Here is a 13,959-nt window from a genome sequence, read left to right on the forward strand (position 1 = left end):
CCCCCTTGCGCCGGGTGCCTGCCCGTGTGCGACGCCCCGTCTGCTTTGTGCCGACGGCTCTGGGCCGTCTATTCCGCAGCGTGGCGGGCGGCGGCCAGACCCGGCGCCAGCACCGGACGGACCTGTCCGACGCCCTCCGCGATGTCGAGCACCGCGGCATAGAAGGGGCGGCCGTCCGGGCCGTAGGGCGCGGTTTCGCCATGCAGCACCGCAATCACCGCGGTCCGTGGCAATTCCTCGCACAGCGCGTCGTGGAAATCTACCGCAGCGTTTGCGTCGAGCGCCGAGGTCGCCTCGTCGAGCAGCAGGATATCGGGGCGCGTCAGCAGGATGCGGGCCAGCACGAGGCGCTGTTTCTGTCCGCCCGACAGCACCGTGCGCCAGGTCTTGCCGTGATGCAGGTCGTGATGGAGCGAGGTGATGAACTGCCCCAGTCCGGCCCGGTAGAGGACGCGGGCCACCACCAGATCGCCGTGCTTCTCGGGAGCCTCGGGATAGCAGACCAGCGTCTTGAGGCTCATCCGTTCGGGCAGGTCGGGTTCCTGCCCGGCGAAGAACATCCGCGCGCCCCCGGCCAGCGCCACCCGGCCCTCGCCATAGGGCCAGAGCCCGGCCACGGCCTTCAGCAGGCTGCTTTTTCCGCAGCCATTGGCGCCGCGCAGGTAGATCCGGTCACCGCGGTCGAGCCGCAGGCGCGGCACGGTCAGGAAGGGTTCGGCATCGTGGCCGCGATGGCAGAGCGCAAGATCCCGGATCTCGACCAGCGCGCCCCGGGCGTCGCGGCGCCGGTCGAAGCGGCTGATCCCGGTTTCCGCATAGAAGTCCTGGCGCGCGCGCACGCGCTCGACCGCGCGGGCCAGTTCGGTCAGCCGCCCGGCATTGGCGCGCAGCGTCGCGATTTCCGGCATCACGTTGATGAACCACGAAAGATCGCCGATCAGCCCGGCGGTCAGCTCGCTGCTGGCGGCAAAGGTCTTGAAGCTCATATGCCCGGCCATGAAGGCGGGCAGGGCGGGCAGATAGGCCAGCAGCCGGTGCGACAGGAAGTTGTAGAGATCGGTGAACAGCATCATCGCCGCGCCAAGCCCGTTCTGCCGGCCCCAGGTCCGGTCGAGTGCTGCATAAAGCCGGGCGTTGATCCGGCGCTGGGCGCGTTCCCCGCGCGAGGCGGCGATCTGCCCGACCCGGTGCAGCAGCCCGCCCAGCTCGCCCCGCCAGGCGCCGTCGCGGCGCTGGCGCTGCAGCTTCTGGCGTTCGAGGATGCGCCCGAGGCGCCAGGCGATCCAGGTGATCGCGGGCACGTAAAGCAGGATCAGCCCGGCAACCAGCAGGGCCGTGCCATGGGCGCCGGGCACCAGATCGACCCGGGCGGCGAGGGCGGGGCCGAACTGGGCCTCGATCCAGGCATTGGCCGAGGCGCCCCAGCGGTCAAGCTGCGGCACCGGCTGGCTGCGTTCGAGGATCGCGGCCGAGACGAACCAGACCGAGGTGATCGCGCCCCAAAGCCCCATGGTCAGCCCGATCAGCCCGCCATAGAGCCCGATCGAGCATTCGTCGATCCGCTGGTCGATGGCATCGGGCAGGCGGGCGCCAAGTTCGGTTTCGCTGCGGTCGCTCATCAGATCGAGTGCGATGCGTTCGTCGGCCAGGATCGCCGCGTCGAAGCGGCCGACCAGCCAGGCGCGGGCGCGGCGGTGAAGCGTCGTGGACAGGAAGTGGCGGCAGGCGACGCCGCAGGCCCGCGCGGCGTAGATCCCGACCAGGGCCGCGGCGGCGGTCAGCAGCACCTCTGCCGGGTCGACGCCCGCCTCGGCGCGGTGGAAATTGGCCAGGGCTGCAAGGAAATCGGCGCTGGAGGTCGCGACCCAGACGCTGGCCTTGCTCAGAAGCGTCGTCAGTCCGAAGACCACGACGGTGAGGACCCAGGCCTCTTTCCAGCGGGAGGAGACCCAGTAGGCTGTCACCAGCCCCCAAAACCCAGTCAGTCTACACACAACCGCTCTCGCCCCGTTCGCGCGCACCTTCCCCGTGACGTGCCAGCCCCTTTCAGGCGGCCGCCCCGACAAGACGCCCTTGATTGTTTGTGTGGCGCCAGGGAGGCCGGATGGTTCCCCTTTCCGATTGCGCCGCGTTAACTGTCGGCGAAAAGTCGCCGAAAGTCCAAAAAATTCTCTCTTCGAAACGTGGATAATTCCCTACCCGGGGGCAGGGTGGGCGTCGTCGCGCCCGGCCGGGGGCGCGCTGGCGCCGGGCCGGTCGGTCCCGGAGAATCGGAAATGACGTATTTTCAAGTGGCTAGAGGTGGGCGATCCAAAATGCCTGGATGATTCCAATTCGGCGAAGATGTTGCTTGTTTGTCGCGTTCCGGTTGTCAATGGCGATCGCCGCCGCAGCCGGGGACTTGACGTCGCTGCAGTCCCGGTCGGCCAGTCGGTCGGGCGCAGAGATCCGCGGCGCAGGGTTGCTGGCCAGTCTTGCGCCGGTCGTCGGGAGGAAGGTGGCGGGGCCGGGACGCGGCGGGCGCGTCCCGGGGCTCGGGCCTCAGATCGACTTGAGATATTCCAGCAGGGCGCGCTTGTCCGCCTCGCTCAGAGTCGTGCCGTAATCGTGGCCGCAGCGGCTGTTGCCGGAGCTGATCTGGTCGCAGCCGGTGGTCTCGATCACGTGGTCGAAGGCGGTCTGCCCGGCGGCCATGCCGACCGCGTCGATGTCATAGGCAGGGCCGGGCGTGAAGGCGGCGGTACGCTCGGCGGGCGGGGTCAGCAGATCGCGCAGCGTGGGGACCGAGCCGTTATGCAGATAGGGCGCGGCCGCCCAGATCCCGTCCAGCACCCGGGATTCGTAGGCGCAGGCCGGGGCCGCCGTTTCAAGCGTGACGCCATCCGGTCCGCTGGTCGGGAAGGCGCCGCGCAGGTCGTCGAACCTGCCCATGAAGTCCTCATCGGTCGCAAGATCGGCGTGGGCCGCCGAGGCGAGGTCGCCGGTCGCGCGAAAACCGGTCGCGTGCTGGATGATCGCCCCGATCACCGACAGCCCGAGCAGGTCGAAGGCGGCGGCCTCGGCGCCAAGCGTCTTGCCCGACAGCGGCACCTTGGCGCCTTCCAGCACGCCGGTCTTGGCGGTGCGGGTCAGGATCTCGCATTCGCGTTCGTCGGTGCCCGCAGGCAGGATCGGCGTGGCCCAGGTCGAATGGAAGATCGACCGGAACGCGCCCTGTTTCTTGCCATGGCACTCGACGCAGCCGCCCTGGTCGGTTGCGCGGTCGAAGACGGTGCGGCCCTGTTCGGCCAGATCCTCGTCCAGCGCCCAGGGCCAGCGCGGCGCGCCGATCTTCCAGATCGCGTCCTCAAGCGATTTCAGCCCCTCCCAGTTCGCCGAATTGTCGGTGACATAGTCGCGGTCGAACAGAAGCCCGGGCTTGGCCGTCGGGTGGAACTCGCCGAAGACGCCATAAACCTCGCCCAGATTGCGGGCGAGCCCCAGAAGGTCGTTGCCATTTTCGGCAAAGCCGGGCCATTGGGTCATGTCCTGGCGCGCCGCGTTCCACAGGAACGGATAGCGCGTGGGCGCATTGGCGATCAGGATGTTCTCGGGGATCAGATAGGCGTCTTCGGGCGCCCCGAGATCGAGCCCGGTCAACCGGTTGAAGATCATCGACACGGCATCCAGCCGGGCCGGACCCCAGGCCGGATCGGGCAGCGAGCGGGCGACGAGGGTGTGGAACCGCTTGCTCCAGGTCTCGACCTCGGCGCGCAGGTCGGCGCGATCGCCCGCACCGCCCGCCACCTTGTCGGCAAAGGCGTCGAAGGCCGCGTCATCGGCCAGAACCGCCAGCACCGCGGCATCGAGATCCGCGAGGAAGCTCTGGAAATCGACGATGGCCGGGCCGCCGTCGATCCGGTAAGCGGTGCCGCCGACCTCGATCTGGCGGGTATGGCAGGCGGCACAGGTCATGCCGATGGCGGTGCCGTCCGCGCTTTCGTTGGTGGTGAAGCCGACCGGCAGGCTCGTGTCGTCGTCGCGGTCGGGCATCGGCAGATAGCCATAGCGCGCCAGACTGTCCGCCAGGAACGGCGTCCCGTCGGGCCCGGTCAGCGCCTGCATCCAGGCCAGCGGCATGATCCGCGAGCCCTGATCCTGGGTGAAGAAGGCCGAGCGCAGCGCGCCGGTCCAGCTGTCGCCCTGATCGACATAGACGGTCTGGGCCCCGAGGGGCGCGGCGACGGATAGCAAGAAAGCGGAAAAGACGGATCGAGCAAGCATTTGGTCCTCCCAAGGTTGAATGCCTTCGATCCTCTCATTCCTTGCGTGTGGTTTCCACAAGTTTCCGTAACGTCAAGAGTGGCACCGTCGGGCCGGGCCTTGCGTCAGGGGGCGGCGGTCCCGGCCCCGTGCCGGGCGCTGCCCGGTTCGGCGACGATCTGCACCACCCGGCCGAAGACCGGCGAGGGCGTGGCCCCGTCGCCGATGCCCAGCACCCCAAGCCGCGCCAGCCGCCCCTGCAACAGCGCCTCGATCCGGGTCAGCGCCTCCGGGTCGAGCTGGTCCAGCACATCGTCCATCACCAGCCAGTCGGGACAGCGCAGCAAGGCCCGGGCGAAGACCAGACACTGCTTGTCGCTCTGGCCCAGCAGCTGGTCCCAGCGCCCCGACTCGCCCAGCGCGGCGGACAGATGCCCAAGCCCCACCGCGTCGAGCGCCGCCACCATCTGGTCATGGCCATAACGCTCGGCCGGTTCGGGGTAGCACAGCGCCAGATCGAGCCGCCCCGGCGGCACATAGGCCCGCGTCGGCAGGTACATCACCCGATCGGGCGGGGGCATCGCGATGTGGCCCTCGGCGCGGGTCCAGAGCCCGGCCAGCGTGTCGAAAAGAAGCGTCTTGCCCGAGCCCGAGCCGCCATGCAGCAGCACCCTCTCGCCGGGGCCGACGATCACCTCGGGCGGATCGAGCCGGACCCCAACCTGCGGGGTCACGACATGGAGCCCCGCGATCTCGATCCGGCCCGCGTCCTCGCGCCGGTCGATCCGCGGCCCGGCCGCTTCGGCCGCGGCTTCGGCGCGGTCGACCGCCAGCACCGCGCGGTGAAAGCTCGTGACCCGGAACAGCGTCGCGCGCCAGGTCGCGATCACGGCGAAATTGCTGACGAACCAGCGCAGCGATCCCTGCACCTGGGTGAAGGCGCCCGCCACCATCATCAGCTCGCCGATGCTCATGTCCGAGGTGAAGTAGAAGGGCGCGGCCACCAGGATCGGGGCGACGAGCGTGAACCAGCCATAGCCCGCCGTCACCCAGGTCAGGTTGGCGGTGGCCAGGATCACCGCCTCGACGATGCCGACGACGCCCGCGAAGCTGGTCTCGATCCGCGAAGTTTCGGCCCGCTCGCCGCGTTCGAGCGCGATCCGCCCCGCGGCCTCGCTGATCCGGACCAGATCGAAGCGCAAGACCGCCTCGCGGGCGGATTCCTCGGCCCGAAGCGCCACCAGCGGCCGGCCGACGCGCCAGCTGAGCCAGGAGGCCGCGACCGCGTAGAACAGCGCGCACCAGACCATGAATCCGGGGATTTCATGGCTTTGGCCGCCGAAGCTCAGGCTGAACCCCTCGGATTTCCGCCAGAGCACGCCGATGAACGACCCCAGAAGCAGCGTCGCCTGAAACAGCCCGATCCCCAGCGCCGCGCTGAGATCGGCCAGCTGGTCGACATCGGCCTGCAATCGCTGATCGGGGTTCTCGCCGATCTTGCCCGCCCGCGACAGCCTCAGCGCGCGGCCCGGCGCCATCCAGTCGCGCACCAGCGCCCGGAACAGCCCGCGCCTCAGCGTCAGCTTCATGGTCTGGTCCAGCCAGAGCTGGCTGACATTCAGCACCAGAAGGACGCCCGCCAGCACCGCGAAGACCCCAAGCTGGGTCACGAAGGCCGCCATGTCCTTGCGGGTGAGGGCGTCGTAGAAGGGCTCGTTCCAGGCGTTCAGCCGGATCTGCATATAGGCGGTCAGCCCGATCACGCCGACCAGCGCCGCCACCAGAAGCGCCGCCCGTCGCCCGAAGCCCGAGCTGCGGAAAAGGCCCAGCGTGTCGCGGATCTGGGCGCCCAGCCGCGCGGGCGGGGCTGTCGTCCCGGTCCGCTCAGCCAAGATCCTGCGCCCGTCCATGGGGGGGCTTGCTCACCTGCGATCTCCTCTGGGTCGGGTCCGCTCGTGCCCTTTCCGATACGGGCGGCGGCCGGGGTTCGCAAGCGTCGGCCACGTCCGGCGGGCGCCGGGGGCTCAGCGTGCCAGCGCCAGCAGCGCGTCGAGGTCCAGATCGGCCTCGATCTCGTCGGCCAGCCGGTCGAGCGCGGCCTCGACCCGGTCAGGGCCAGCCTCGGCGGCGGTCGCGCCCATCGCGGCAAGCCAGGCCGCGCGGAACCCGTCGGCGCCGAACAGCCCGTGCACATGGCTGCCCCGGACGCGGCCATCGGCCGAGACCGCGCCTTCGGGCTGGCCGTCAAGCCGCAGCCAGGGCCGGTCGGTTCCCGGCCCCGAGACGCGCCCGGCATGGATCTCGTAGCCGGTGACGCGGGTGCCGCTGAGCGTGTCCCGGGCATCGACCGCCACGAGCCGCTTGTCGCCGGTCATCACCGTCTCGATATCCAGAAGCCCGAGCCCCGGTGTTTCGCCAGGCGGTCCCTCGATGCCTTCGGGGTCGCGCACGACGCGGCCCAGCATCTGATAGCCCGCGCACAGCCCCAGCACATGCCCGCCCCGGCGCAGATGGGCGCGGATGTCGATGTCCCAGCCCTCGGCCCGAAGCGCCTCGAGCGCGGGCCGTGTGGTCTTGGACCCCAGCAGGATCACCGCATCCGCATCGCCCGGCACCGGCTGGCCGGGTTTCAGCCAGCGCAGGTCTACCTCAGGTTCGGCTGCCAGCGGGTCGAGATCGTCGAAATTGGCGATCCGGGGCAGTTCGGGCACCGCGATCACCAGCCGACCGGCACGGCCATCGCGCCGCCCAAGACCCAGCGAATCCTCCTCGGGCAAGGCGCGCGCGGCCTCGGACCAGCGCAAAAGCCCCAGCACCGGCCAGCCCGTTTCGGCGCGGATCTCGGCGGCGGCAGGGGCGAAGACGGCCGGATCGCCGCGGAACTTGGTCACGATGACGCCCGCGACCCGCGCCCGTTCGGCCTCGGTCCAGAGCCGGTGATGCCCGGTCACGGCCGCGGTCACGCCGCCGCGGGACTCGTCGCCCAGCAGGACCACGGGCAGGTCGGCGGCCTCGGCAAGGCCCATGTTCGAGATGTCCTGCGGGCGCAGATAGCGTTCGGCCCCGCTGCCCGCGCCCTCGATCAGCACCAGATCATGGGACGCCGACAGCCGGTTCAGGCTGGCCACGACCTCGGACCTCAAGGTCGGTTTGAGCGCCTGATAGGCGCTGGCCGACTGCCGCCCCAGCACGCGGCCGCGCAGCACCACCTGACAGTCGATATCGGTTTCGGGCTTCAGCAGCACCGGGTTCATGTCGACCGACAGGGGCACGCCCGCCGCGCGGGCCTGCAGCGCCTGTGCCCGGCCGATCTCGCCGCCATCCGCCGTCACGGCGGCATTGTTCGACATGTTCTGCGCCTTGAAGGGCGCGACGGTCAGACCGCGCCGGGCATAGGCGCGGGCGAGCCCCGCGACCAGCAGGCTCTTGCCCACGTCCGAGCCGGTGCCCAGAACCATGAGGCGCCGGGCGGTCATCGGGCCAGCGTCAGCAGGGCATCGAGATCGAGATCGCTCTCGAGCTGGTCGGCCAGCGCCTCCAGCGTGGCCTCGATCCGGGCGGCATGGTCAAGCCCCGAGGCGCGGCCGCCCATCGCCGTCAGCCAGTGCCGCCGGAACCCGTCGGCGCCGAAGATCCCGTGCACATAGCCGCCCATCACCCGTCCGTCGGCCGACAGCGCGCCTTCGGGTCGGCCGTTCAGCATCATCCAGGGCCGCTCGAGGCCCGGACCGCGGGTCACGCCCATATGCATCTCGTAGCCGGTGACCCGGGCGCCGCTGACGGTGTCGAGGGCCGCGACCTCGGCCAGGCGCTTTTCGGGGCCGATTTCGGTCTCGATGTCGAGAAGCCCCAGCCCCGGCGTCTCGCCCGGCGGGCCTTCGAGGCCCTGCGGGTCGCGCACGGTGCGGCCCAGCATCTGGAACCCCGCGCAGATGCCCACGACCCGCCCGCCGCGGCGCAGATGCGCCTGAATGTCGATGTCCCAGCCGTTGGCGCGGATCGAGTCGAGCGCGGGCCGTGTGGTCTTCGAGCCCGGCAGCAGCACGACATCGGCCTCGGCCGGAATGGGCTCGCCGGGCCGGACCCAGCGCAGATCGACGCCCGGTTCGGCCGACAGCGGGTCGAGATCGTCGAAATTGGCCATCCGCGCGATATGGGGCACCGCGATCACCAGCCCCTGCCCGGTGCCCGAAGCGGGCCGTTCCAGCGCCAGCGCATCCTCGGCGGGCAGGCGCGAGGCCGCGTCGAACCAGCGCGCGACCCCCAGAAGCGGCCAGCCGGTGATCTCGGTGATGCTGCGGCAGGCTGGATCGTAAAGCGAGAAATAGCCGCGGAACTTGTTCACCAGAAAGCCCGCGACACGCGCCCGCTCGGGCTCGGTATGCAGCAGCCACGAGCCCACGACGGCGGCCATGGCCCCGCCCCGGTCGTTGTCGGTGACCAGCACCACCGGCAGGTCGGCGGCCTCGGCAAAGCGCATGTTGGCGATGTCGCTTTTGCGCAGATAGGTCTCGGTGCCCGAGCCCGCGCCCTCGACCAGCACCAGATCGGCCTCGGCGGCGATGCGGTTGAAGCTGTCCATCACCGCGGGCAGGAGCTTCGGCTTGAGTTCGTGATAATGGCGCGCGGGCCAGTTCCCCAGCGCGCGTCCCCGCAGCACCACCTGCGAGCCGACCATGGCCTGAGGTTTCAGCAGCACCGGGTTCATGTGGATCGAGGGGGGCAGACCCGCCGCCCTTGCCTGCAGCGCCTGGGCCCGGCCGATCTCGCCCGGAGGGGCCACGCCATCGGGGCCGGGGGGCAGGTCGCTGTCGGCGGCGACAGCGGCGTTGTTCGACATGTTCTGCGCCTTGAAGGGCGCCACCTTCACGCCGCGCCGCGCATAGGCGCGGCAGAGCCCGGCGACCAGCAGGCTCTTGCCCACATCCGAACTGGTGCCCTGGAACATCAGTGCCTTCGCCCGGCGCGGCGGGGCCGGGTCGAGCATCGGCACCGAGATCTCCGGCATCGGCGGCGCGGCATCGTCGGGGGGCAGGTCGGAAGGCGGGCTCGGGGTCCTGTGGGATGTCATCGGGGCTCCTGCGGCGTTCGGCAGGGGTGTCGGACGGGGCTTTCCGGATGTCAAGCGCGGCTCAGAACTCGACCCCCGGCTGGCCCTTGATGCCCGACCGGAACGGATGCTTGACCAGCGTCATCTCGGTGACCAGATCGGCGGCCTCGATCAGCGCCTCGGGGGCGTTCCGGCCGGTCAGCACGACATGGGTCAAAGGCGGCTTCTCGGCCTGCAGGAAGGCCACAACCTCGGCCGGATCCAGATAGCCGTAGCGCAGCGCGATGTTGATCTCGTCCAGCAGCACCATGCGGATCGCGGGATCGCGGATCAGCTCTTTGGCCTTCTCCCAGCCCTTTTCGGCCGCCGCGATGTCGCGGGCGCGGTCCTGGGTTTCCCAGGTAAAGCCCTCGCCCATCGCATGGAACTGGCAGAGATCGCCGAAATGCGAGGTCAGAAGCCGCCGCTCGCCGGTGTCCCAGGCGCCCTTGACGAACTGGACGACGGCGCAGGGCATCTGATGGGCGATGCAGCGCAGGATCATCCCGAACCCCGCCGAGGACTTGCCCTTGCCGGTACCGGTATGCACGAGAATCAGCCCCTTCTCGCCGCTCTTGCCGGCCATGATCTTGTCGCGCGCGGCCTTCTTCCTGGCCATCTTGCTGGCATGGCGGGCGTCGTCGGCAGCGGTATCGGGGACGGTCTCGTCGGTCATGGGGGCTCCTTGCGCGTGTCGGGGACAGATTAGCGGGCGGGGCGGCCGCGTCAAACCCGCGCCGCGCCGCGGCGGTCGCGCCGATTGACAAGGCCCGAGCCGCTTGCAATGACGGAGCCGTGACCGGTTCGCCCGGGCCCCAAGGGTCCGGACGTGAAATGGGAACGCGGTGCGCCCCCGCAAGGGGCAAGTCCGCGGCTGCCCCCGCAACTGTAAGCGGCGAGCACGGCTGAGAACGCCACTGGGGATGACCCCCGGGAAGGCCAGCCAAGCTGAGACCCGCGAGCCAGGAGACCTGCCGGCCGCCCGTTTTCCCGCAAGGGGAGGCGGTTTCCACCGGACGCCGGGGTGCGCGTCTGGCCCGGATCGGCTGCGTTGCGGCCCGTTCGAGCCTCTCCTCCCCTCGTCCTTTCACCCGCGGCCCGTCCGGCCGCTCTTGTTGAAAGGCAACGACCTTGATCTTCCACGGCAATCTCCTGACCGCCGCGCTGGCGCTGACCCTTGTTCCCGGGGTGGCCGCCGCGCATTTCCAGCTGGCCTATACCGAAGAAAGCCTGATCGACGCGCCCGGCGACGTTCCGGTCAAGCTGATCTTCTGGCACCCGCAGGAAAGCGGCCCGGTCATGGACATGGGCGAACCGCTGGAATTCTACGCCATCCATCGCGGCGAAAAGATCGACCTTCACGCGACGCTCAGCCAGACGGTCTTCCGCGGCCCGACGAACGAGGCCGTGGCCTGGGATGGCAGCCTGCCGGTCAAGCGGATGGGCGACTACGTGCTGGTGACGGTGCCCGCGCCCTATTACGAAGAGTCCGAGGACATCTATATCCAGCAGATCACCAAGACCTATCTCAATCGCGGCCAGATGCCGACCGACTGGGACAGCCCGCAGGGGCTGAAGACCGAGATCGTGCCGCTGGTCAAACCCTATAACGTCATCGCGGGATCGACCTTCACCGGGCGGGTGCTGTCGGCGGGCCAGCCTGTCGCGGGCGCCGAGATCGAGATCGAATACATGGCGGCCGAGCCCGACATGGCGACGGGCGCGCCCAAGCCCGCGACCGCCGGGCCGCTGCCGGGCGGCGCCATCGTCGCCGTGTCGGACGAGAACGGCTATTTCACCTTCGGCGTGCCCAAGGCGGGCTATTGGGGCTTTGCCGCGCTGGGCGTGGGCCCCGATACCGAACATGACGGCAAGGAGCTCAGCCAGGATGCGGTGCTCTGGATCCGCGCCTTCGATCTGAAATAGGGGCAGGCCCATGCATATCGTGGACGGGGCGCTGGCGGCGCCCGTGGTGATCGGCGGCGCGGTGCTGGCGGCGGGGGGCGTGGCGCGCGGCCTGCGCGACCTGACGCTGGAAAAGACCCCGGCGGCCGGGATTCTGTCGGCCAGCTTCTTCGTGGCCTCGCTGATCCATGTGCCTATCGGCCCGTCCTCGGTGCACCTGATCCTGAACGGTCTGGCCGGGCTGGTGCTTGGCTGGGCCGCCTTTCCGGCGCTCTTCGTGGGGCTCTTGCTGCAGGCGGTCTTCTTCGGCTTCGGCGGGCTGACGGTGCTGGGGGTCAATACCCTGAACATCGCGCTGCCCGCGGTGATCGTCCATTACCTCTGCCGCCGGGGCCTTGCGCGCGGCACGCCCCGGATCGCGGCGCTTTGGGCCGGGATGGGCGGGGCGCTGGCCATCGCGCTGACGGCGCTTTGCGTCGGTCTCGCGCTGGCGCTGTCGGGCGAGGCCTTCCTGCCCGCGGCCAGGCTGGTCTTTCTGGCCCATATCCCGGTGATGGCGGTCGAGGGCCTTTTGACCGCCGCCGCCGTCTATCTTGCCGCCCAGGTGAAGCCCGACCTCTTCACGACAGTTCAAGGACCTCAACGATGATCCGTCCCCTTGCTTTGATGCTGGCGCTTGCGATGGCGCCGCTGCCTGCGCTGGCCCATAAGGTGGTTGGCGGGGCCTATGCCGATGGCGCGCTGATCGAGGGCGAGATCGGCTTTTCGAATGGCGACATGGCCGCCGACGCCCTGGTCGAGGTCTTCGACCCGGCGGGCACGCGGCTGGGCGGGACCCGGACCGATGGCGACGGCATCTTCACCTACCGCCCCACCGCCGCCGTCGCCCATGTCTTCCGCGCCGATCTGGGCGCGGGCCATGTTGCCGAATTCACCATGAGCGCCGAGGAGGTCGCCGCGATCCTCGACAGCCCCGCCGCCCGGGCCGCAGCGGAAACCGGACAGGCCGCCGCCCCGACTGAAGCCGATGGCGCGGCCGGGATGGCAGGCAACCCCTCCACTTTCCCGCTGGGCCCGGGGCCTGCCGCGACTGCGGCCGCCGCACCGGGGCTGAGCGACGCCGACAAGGCCGCCATCGCCAAGATCGTCCGAGACGAGATGCGTCCGCTCAGGCGCGAGATCGCGGCTTATCGCGAGCAGAACGACCTGCAGTCGATCCTGGGCGGGATCGGCTATATCGCGGGGCTCTTCGGATTCGGGTTTTACATCGCCGCGCGCCGGCGTCTGAAGGCCTAGGGGCATGTCCGATATCCTGATGCAGGACCGCGCCGGGCCGGAGGGCGCCGCGCTTGACGCGATCGACCCCCGTGCGCGGCTGATCGGGGCGGCGGGGTTTGCCTGTGTGACCGTCGCCTGTTCCTGGTTGCCGCTGCTGCTGGCCGCGCTGATCCTTGCCATTGCCGTGATGGTGCTGTCGGGGCGGGCTGTCGGCCCGACGCTTCGGCGGATGGCGGCGATGGACGGGTTCATCTTCCTGCTGATCGCCATGCTGCCCTTCACCACGCCCGGCGATCCTGTCTTCACGCTTTGGGGATTTGCCGCCTCGCGCGAGGGCATTGTCCATTCGGCCGAGATCCTCTTGACCGCCAATGCCGTGGTGCTGGCGCTCCTGTCGCTGGCGGGCACGCTGGAACCGGCGGTGATGGGGCAGGCGCTGCACCGGCTGGGCACGCCAGAGAGGCTGGTGCATCTGCTGCTGTTCACCATCCGCTATATCGAGGTGCTGCGCGCCGAACACCTGCGGCTGCGCCGGGCGATGAAGGTCCGGGGCTTCCGGCCGGGCACGTCCTGGCACACCTATCGCAGCTTGGGCTATCTGGTCGGCATGTTGCTGGTCCGCGCGGTCGAACGGTCCGAACGGGTGCTGGCGGCGATGAAATGCCGGGGCTTTTCAGGCCGGATGCCGGTCCTGTCCGCCTTCGCCTACGGCCCCCGCGATGCGGTCTTCGGCGCGGGGCTGGGGGCGGTGCTGATCGCGATGATTGCCGCCGAGGTCGCCCATGGCGCTTTTTGAACTCGACGGGCTCGTCTTCGGCTATTCCGGCCGGCCCGCGATTCTGCAGGGCGCCAGCCTGACGCTTGAGGCGGGCCAGCGGCTGTCGATCACGGGCGCGAACGGGTCGGGCAAGTCGACGCTTCTGCAGCTGATGGTGGGGCTTCTCGTCCCGCAATCGGGGCAGATCCGCGCCTTCGGGCAGGCGCGCCGGGCCGAGCCCGACTTCCACGAGGTGCGCCGCCGGGCGGGGCTGGTGTTCCAGGACCCCGACGACCAGCTGTTCTGCCCGACCGTGGCCGAGGACGTGGCTTTCGGCCCGCTCAATCTGGGGCTCGGGCGCGCGGCGGCGATGGAGCAGGTCGAGGCGGTGCTGACCCGGCTTGACCTCATGCACCTGAAGGACCGGGTCACCCACCGGCTGTCGGGCGGCGAAAAGCGGCTGGTTAGCCTTGCCGCCGTGCTGGCGATGGAGCCCGAGGTGCTGCTGCTCGACGAGCCGACCAATGCGCTGGATGAAGAGAATGCCGGGCGGCTGGTCGCGATCCTGCAAGGGTTGCCGCAGGCGATCCTGCTGGTGACGCATGACGCCGAGATGCGCGCGCAGGTCGCGCCTCAGGGGCTGGGGATGACGGCCGGGCGGCTGGTGCCCGCGTAAGCCGCCGGACCC

At 69.9% G+C, this 13,959-nt stretch carries 11 protein-coding genes and 1 riboswitch; of the genes, 5 read left to right on the top strand and 6 right to left on the bottom strand.

Translation table 11 applies throughout. The annotated features are described in order from the left end of the window. Positions 1–68 precede the first annotated feature (68 nt). The 6 genes from EV657_RS11605 to cobO form a co-directional block, all read right to left on the bottom strand. Positions 69–1,994 (bottom strand): ATP-binding cassette domain-containing protein, encoded by a 1,926-nt coding sequence (locus tag EV657_RS11605; RefSeq protein WP_166673696.1) that lies wholly within the window; start codon positions 1,992–1,994, stop codon positions 69–71. A gap of 547 nt (positions 1,995–2,541) precedes the next feature. Next, entirely contained in the window at positions 2,542–4,263 is a 1,722-nt protein-coding gene (locus EV657_RS11610) for a di-heme-cytochrome C peroxidase (protein WP_134077968.1), read from the bottom strand. A 104-nt stretch (positions 4,264–4,367) separates the two neighbouring features. Next, positions 4,368–6,134: an ABC transporter ATP-binding protein/permease gene (locus EV657_RS11615; protein WP_166673697.1), complete on the bottom strand. Its 1,767-nt coding sequence runs from the start codon at positions 6,132–6,134 to the stop codon at positions 4,368–4,370. Positions 6,135–6,266: 132 nt separating this feature from the next. After that, a complete protein-coding gene (locus EV657_RS11620) occupies positions 6,267–7,718 on the bottom strand; it encodes a cobyric acid synthase (RefSeq protein ID WP_134077970.1) in 1,452 nt (483 codons plus the stop codon). Then, positions 7,715–9,229: a cobyric acid synthase gene (locus tag EV657_RS11625; RefSeq protein WP_134077989.1), complete on the bottom strand. Its 1,515-nt coding sequence runs from the start codon at positions 9,227–9,229 to the stop codon at positions 7,715–7,717. Before EV657_RS11625 ends, EV657_RS11620 begins: the two co-directional genes overlap by 4 nt. Before the next feature lie 145 nt (positions 9,230–9,374). Beyond that, on the bottom strand, positions 9,375–10,007 hold the full coding sequence (cobO, locus tag EV657_RS11630) for a cob(I)yrinic acid a,c-diamide adenosyltransferase (protein WP_075785567.1): 633 nt from the start codon (positions 10,005–10,007) through the stop codon (positions 9,375–9,377). A gap of 107 nt (positions 10,008–10,114) precedes the next feature. Then, positions 10,115–10,324: riboswitch (cobalamin riboswitch) on the top strand. Positions 10,325–10,462: 138 nt separating this feature from the next. On the opposite strand from cobO, the gene EV657_RS11635 reads away from it, so the two are divergent. From EV657_RS11635 to EV657_RS11655, 5 genes are read left to right on the top strand one after another with little or no spacing between them, the layout of a single operon-like run. Then, a complete protein-coding gene (locus EV657_RS11635; RefSeq protein ID WP_237399934.1) occupies positions 10,463–11,257 on the top strand; it encodes a DUF4198 domain-containing protein in 795 nt (264 codons plus the stop codon). Positions 11,258–11,267: 10 nt separating this feature from the next. After that, positions 11,268–11,885 (top strand): cobalt transporter CbiM, encoded by a 618-nt coding sequence (gene cbiM, locus EV657_RS11640; RefSeq protein WP_075785568.1) that lies wholly within the window; start codon positions 11,268–11,270, stop codon positions 11,883–11,885. Beyond that, positions 11,882–12,532, top strand: coding sequence for a cobalt ABC transporter permease (locus EV657_RS11645; RefSeq protein WP_165828169.1), 651 nt, complete (start codon positions 11,882–11,884; stop codon positions 12,530–12,532). Before cbiM ends, EV657_RS11645 begins: the two co-directional genes overlap by 4 nt. A gap of 4 nt (positions 12,533–12,536) precedes the next feature. Then, positions 12,537–13,310: a cobalt ECF transporter T component CbiQ gene (gene cbiQ, locus EV657_RS11650; RefSeq protein ID WP_113670534.1), complete on the top strand. Its 774-nt coding sequence runs from the start codon at positions 12,537–12,539 to the stop codon at positions 13,308–13,310. After that, positions 13,297–13,947: an energy-coupling factor ABC transporter ATP-binding protein gene (locus EV657_RS11655; protein WP_113670535.1), complete on the top strand. Its 651-nt coding sequence runs from the start codon at positions 13,297–13,299 to the stop codon at positions 13,945–13,947. The genes cbiQ and EV657_RS11655 overlap by 14 nt, the downstream gene beginning before the upstream one ends. The last annotated feature ends 12 nt before the right edge of the window (positions 13,948–13,959 follow it).

The sequence above is a fragment of the Rhodovulum visakhapatnamense genome (assembly GCF_004365965.1).
GTDB lineage: Bacteria > Pseudomonadota > Alphaproteobacteria > Rhodobacterales > Rhodobacteraceae > Rhodovulum > Rhodovulum visakhapatnamense.